Origin of the sequence: Croceitalea sp. MTPC5 (genome assembly GCF_036985505.1) — a bacterium.
Taxonomy (GTDB): domain Bacteria; phylum Bacteroidota; class Bacteroidia; order Flavobacteriales; family Flavobacteriaceae; genus Croceitalea.
Map to the genome: position 1 here is coordinate 1 of NZ_BTGQ01000012.1, position 5,125 is coordinate 5,125.

The window sequence follows — 5,125 nt, forward strand, 5'->3', positions numbered from 1 at the left end:
TTGTATATGAAAAGTTGCGTGTAAATAATCACCAACTTTTCGGTTTAGCACAGATTATAAATATATGAAAAAGCCAATGAATTAAGTACTTACGAGCAATTTTTTATATACGTTGTTAGCTGCTGCCTTTTTTCGATTTCCTATGCAGATTCAATTTTTAGAGAAGTCATTGATAGCGAACCTCCAACTGCTTTGTCGTTGAATAATGTTATTTTTTCATTTTCTTCTTTTAATGCCAATGTATAAAGTAAAGGCAGATAATGTTCAGGTGTTGGGATGGCCAAATCAAATGCTTTTCCTTGTGATTTAAAGTCAATAAGTTTTTGATGGTCTCCACTTAAAATGTGGCTTTTCATTTTTTCGTTTGCCTCTATTGCCCAATCATAGGCATATTGTTCGTTTAATTTTTTCCAAGCTACCATACGTAGATTATGGACTATATTTCCACTTCCAATAATCAAAACTCCTTTCTGGCGAAGGCTACTAATTTCTTTAGCTAATTCGTAATGATATTTTGCTGGTTGCGAATAATCAATGCTCATTTGTATTACTGGAATATCGGCATTTGGATATAGATGTTTGATTACGCTCCACGCTCCGTGGTCAAGTCCCCATTTATCATCTAATCCAACTTCTGTTTTGGTTATAATACTTTTGGTTTCTTGTGCAAGTTCTGGGCTTCCTTTTGCTGGATATTGAACGTCAAATAATGCTTGTGGAAAACCACCAAAATCGTGAATGGTTGGCGGATTTTGCATTGCAGTAACAAACGTACCTTTTGTTTCCCAATGTGCAGAAATACAAAGGATAGCATTTGGTCGTGCCAATTCTTTACCCAATTTTCTGAATTCCGTAACAAATTCGTTTTCTTCAATGGCATTCATTGGGCTTCCGTGACCAAGAAATAACACAGGCATTTTGCCTGTGTTACTCATTGTTGAAGTCATTTTGTTTAAATCTTTTAAATTCATACTTCTACTTATTAGTGGCAATAACGCCAATGATTTTATAAATCGTTTTCTATCCATTTCATAATAAATTATGAAACTTGCTTTATAAATTGAACCTCTGCGTAAATTTTAATTTCATTTGCAACCATAACGCCTCCTGCTTCCAAGGCAGCATTCCAATTGAGTCCAAAGTCTTTACGGTTCAGTTTGCCATTTATGGAAAAGCCTGCTTTTTCGTTTCCGTAAGGGTCTTTCATAAAACCTCCAAACTCGGTATCTAACGTGATTTCTTTAGTAGTTCCTTTAATTGTAAGGTCGCCTACTAATTTGAATTCATCATCATCTACTTTTTTGATTGAAGTGCTTACAAATGTAATTTCTGGATATTTTTCTACTTCAAAGAAGTCAGGACTTTTTAGGTGCGTGTCTCTATCGTTATTGTTGGTTGATATAGAACTTGCATCAATGTTTGCCGAAATAGTTGATTTTGTAAAATCCTCGCCATCAATGTTTGCTTGAAAAGTTTTAAATTCTCCTTTTACGTTAGAAATCATTAAGTGTTTTACTTTAAAAGTGATTTCGCTATGTGCTGGGTCTATTGACCATTTTGTTGTTTTCATTTTTATTATGTTTTTTTTGAGGTAATATTATTAATTTCCTAAACCTAATTGGTTCATATATGTTTGGTTGTCCCAATATAAGTATTCTTCGACCATAACGCCATTTTCCCAAATACCGATGGTAGCCATTGGCAGTTTAAAACTTTTTCCTGTGGGTTGAATAAATTTTCCGTCTCCAATAGGCATTGGCTTTGTGAACGTTCCTTCCATTATTCCTGTTACTGCCGTATATTTTCCGGAACCGAAACGGATAGGGTGTTGTTTAATTCGTGTGTCTGGTGCATAGACAAACATGGCACTTAAATCTTCAATGTGTTTTTCAATACCTGTTGTAAAGTGACCATCAGGCCAATTTACCTTAATGTTCTTTCCATGACTTTCGTGCAGTCTTGTCCATTCCTGATTTGAAAATACAGTATAATCAAGCGTGTCGAATGTGATTAGGTTTTGTTCTACCAAAGTACTATTGGCAGTCAGTTCCGTAATTTGTTCCTGTAATGATTTGATGGTCGCATGATTTTCAGAATCATTATTCCCATTGTTACAACTCATTAACACCGTTAGTGCTAATGCAGCTGTGATTGTGTAAATTCCTGTTTTTGTTTTCATTTTATTTTCTTTTAATTGTTTATAAATAAATTAACAATGCAAAGATGAAAACGAATAGGTGTTAAGTTGTTACACTATTCGGAAGTTGAAATGTAAATTTAGGAAATAAGCCTTTTTTTCATATCTTCTCTAAATTCACTTGGTGATTGTCCAGCCTTCTTTTTAAACACATTAGAGAAGTATGAGTTTTCGTTATACCCCAACTCGTAGGCAATTTCAGAAATAGTTTTTTCGGTGGAAATCAATAGGTTTTTTGCTTCAATCAATTTACGGGTTTCGATTATTTCAGAAACACTTTGCTCTAAAATATTTTGGCAAATTAGATTCAAATTTCTTGATGACATAAAAAGTTTTTCTGCATAGAATTCTACGCCAACTGGTCTTCGATAATTTTCTTCAAGGATGTTCAGAAAATTTCCGAACGATATATGTTGGGTTTTTTGCAAAGGCTCGTTTTGTGGTTCTAACTTTTTTCTTTCGGCTTCTATCATAGTGAACAGTACACTTAATAGTTGTCTTATTACGGAAAGGTCAGTTGTTTCTTGTTGTGTTTCTGAATACATCATCTCACAAAGTGTAACCAATCTTTGAAAACAATACCCTTTTTCAAATTTTATGTTAGCTTGGTCGTGATAGAGAGAGTATAGTTGAAATGTAGTCTCGGGAATAAATTCGCTCTTGAAACGAATTCCCCAAATGTCGCATTTCCCTTTATAAATTCTTGGTATTAATCGGTGCGCCTTTCCTTTGGTGACGAAGCTCACAAAAGGTGCTTGAATTTTGGTAGTATTAAAATCAATGAAATGTTCCAACTCACCGTTTATTCCAATCAATAATTCTTCAAAGTCGTGATTGTGAGGTTCGTCAGGTTGGGAAGAAATCTTTTTTGCTTCTTCTTCGTCAACTCTGAATATGTGGAATAGTTTGTTCATTTAATAGGATGCTCGTTGGTTTGTTCAGGTTGCAGCTAACGGTGTGGCTATGAACAGTACTGGTGCAAGCAAGCGTTTACTTACCGCCATGCACATAGCAAAATCTTTTGGTTTTGTTTTTTCTTTTATTGTCTTAAAGCAAAAGCCAAAAGATTTTGCGACCCAATAAAAATACGCAAACCTTTTGATTAAGCCCGAAGCCAGTATTGTTTATAGGTTTTGTTGTAATCTGTAGCGACACGTACGAGTAAGCACGATTGATAGCATTTTCGTATTTTCCATCCGAGTAAAGCCCCTCTGCGCAACAGTTGCGTCTGAGTGAAGTCCATTTGCATAAACTTGCTCAAAATTCATGTAACTAAATTGGAGGTATTGTCAATTAAATTCTTCAAACCCGTATTCCTTTATAGAGTCCAAATCTTGTCTACTAACATTTAAGAAAATTCTTTTACCGCTCAAACAAGTGCAGGCGTTACATAATTGTTCAGTTCCATTATTGTCAAGTGTCAAATTCGATATTTCAATATTCTCTGCTTCAAAGAAATTATTGATGTTGTCTGCCAACTCATTGTTATCATTGCCATATTCCCATGGGTCGGCGCAATATGTTTGATTGTATAAAACAAGGACATCTTTGTTTGAATCATCATCGTTCGAGCAACTTAAAAAGGCTATTCCAATAAAAGTGAGCAAAATATGTTTTTTCATGATATTAGGATTTTTATTTGTAGATGCCAATCTATCAAAATGGATGCGTTAAAATGAATTCTAAATCAACCATTAAGACTTCTTTTGATTTTTGGAGCTATTGATTACAACGGCCTCGGCTATGATTTCGGCGTGGAATGATTCGGTGGAATCTTTCCGCAGTAGAAATCGACCTTAATTGTTGTTTTATGTTTCATATTAGTTCTCCAACCACGCTGAATTATAGCCATTGTTGGCAAACGTTTTATTTTTTATTTACAAGAACTTTCAAGTCAGCACCTTCTATTGGCTCATAAGCTCGCAGTATTGCATAAAAAGGTTTCCCAGTGGGAATTCCATTTATTCCTTCTCCATTTGGACTTAAAGTAATTGTGTATGTCCCATCTTTGTTTTGTGAAGATGAAAAGCTCGTTCGATCATAAATCTTTTTTTCATTTGGGATTAATTGTCTATTATCAGCGCCATACAGCGTAATGGACATATATCCACCTTTCCGAACAATATTTGCAGGTACAATTAATTCATACGTATCATTTCCGTTAAATGGGTTTCCATTTCCATCTCTACCAACAACACTATATTTCACTACATCAGAAGGTGCTCCACGTGGTGCTCTTTTCACAACAGCGGCTAAAGTAATAGGGTCTATTTCACCTGATTTTTTTGGATAAACAGTGTTTATATATGGAAGAGAGGCGTCAATAAGGGTATTGCCCCATTTTATTGTGTTTGTTGAAAACTCACTTGCCTGATAATCAACTTCTCCTTTTCCGCCTTTCATGATTATTGAAGTTCTTAATTCTTCTACTTCCTTTAAATTATTAGCAACCACCATGCGAGTCATGATCAGTCCTTGGTTTGTCTCCAATTCAACTATGTTAAATTCACCTTTAGGTATTTTTTGGCCTGGTCGAATGACAAGAATGGGTTTTGTAGGATTAACAACAACACTCGGGACATTGTGTTTCATATCATAAATAGCAACTGAAAAATACTTGTCATATGCAGGAACTTGGACTATTGCAGGTGCATCATTTATACTAAACCAATTAGTCCCATAATCCACACTCGCCTGAACATTTTGAACTTCAATTTCAGAACCCAATAAGCCAGAGAATTTGAAGGTGCCAATTTCATTTTTTTCCAACCACGAATTCATCTTTTTAAATTGTTCTTGACTTGGATATTCTTCAATGTATTTCAGAACATTATCTTGTGCAGAAGCGGGATCAATGATTAACAACATTGTTATGATTAGGAAAACGTGTTTTATTTTAAATTTCATATTCTTTGCTGTAATGTTTGC

6 protein-coding genes are annotated in these 5,125 nt (G+C 34.7%); all 6 read right to left on the reverse strand.

Features of this window, described 5'->3' with window-relative positions; translation table 11 throughout:
• Positions 1-140: 140 nt before the first annotated feature.
• Positions 141-1,028, reverse strand: coding sequence for a 4,5-DOPA dioxygenase extradiol (gene ygiD, locus AACM45_RS20055; protein ID WP_339144964.1), 888 nt, complete (start codon positions 1,026-1,028; stop codon positions 141-143).
• Between the two features lie 11 nt (positions 1,029-1,039).
• Positions 1,040-1,570, reverse strand: a complete 531-nt coding sequence (locus AACM45_RS20060) for a YceI family protein (protein ID WP_339144966.1) — start codon at positions 1,568-1,570, stop codon at positions 1,040-1,042.
• A 30-nt stretch (positions 1,571-1,600) separates the two neighbouring features.
• Positions 1,601-2,179 (reverse strand): ester cyclase, encoded by a 579-nt coding sequence (locus AACM45_RS20065; protein ID WP_339144968.1) that lies wholly within the window; start codon positions 2,177-2,179, stop codon positions 1,601-1,603.
• 98 nt (positions 2,180-2,277) lie between these two features.
• The gene (locus AACM45_RS20070; RefSeq protein ID WP_339144970.1) at positions 2,278-3,111 is read right to left on the reverse strand and encodes an AraC family transcriptional regulator; all 834 of its coding nucleotides are present in this window, start codon (positions 3,109-3,111) and stop codon (positions 2,278-2,280) included.
• A gap of 375 nt (positions 3,112-3,486) precedes the next feature.
• Positions 3,487-3,819 (reverse strand): hypothetical protein, encoded by a 333-nt coding sequence (locus AACM45_RS20075; RefSeq protein ID WP_339144972.1) that lies wholly within the window; start codon positions 3,817-3,819, stop codon positions 3,487-3,489.
• A gap of 244 nt (positions 3,820-4,063) precedes the next feature.
• The coding region (locus AACM45_RS20080) for a DUF1214 domain-containing protein (RefSeq protein WP_339144973.1) at positions 4,064-5,125 on the reverse strand (1,062 nt) is incomplete at its 5' end.

Bases quoted from the DNA above. Each gene is read 5' to 3' on its own strand.
- AACM45_RS20060 (WP_339144966.1), bottom strand. From the start codon at position 1,570: ATGAAAACAACAAAATGGTCAATAGACCCAGCACATAGCGAAATCACT.
- AACM45_RS20065 (WP_339144968.1), bottom strand. From the start codon at position 2,179: ATGAAAACAAAAACAGGAATTTACACAATCACAGCTGCATTAGCACTA.
- AACM45_RS20075 (WP_339144972.1), bottom strand. From the start codon at position 3,819: ATGAAAAAACATATTTTGCTCACTTTTATTGGAATAGCCTTTTTAAGT.
- AACM45_RS20070 (WP_339144970.1), bottom strand. From the start codon at position 3,111: ATGAACAAACTATTCCACATATTCAGAGTTGACGAAGAAGAAGCAAAA.
- ygiD (WP_339144964.1), bottom strand. From the start codon at position 1,028: ATGGATAGAAAACGATTTATAAAATCATTGGCGTTATTGCCACTAATA.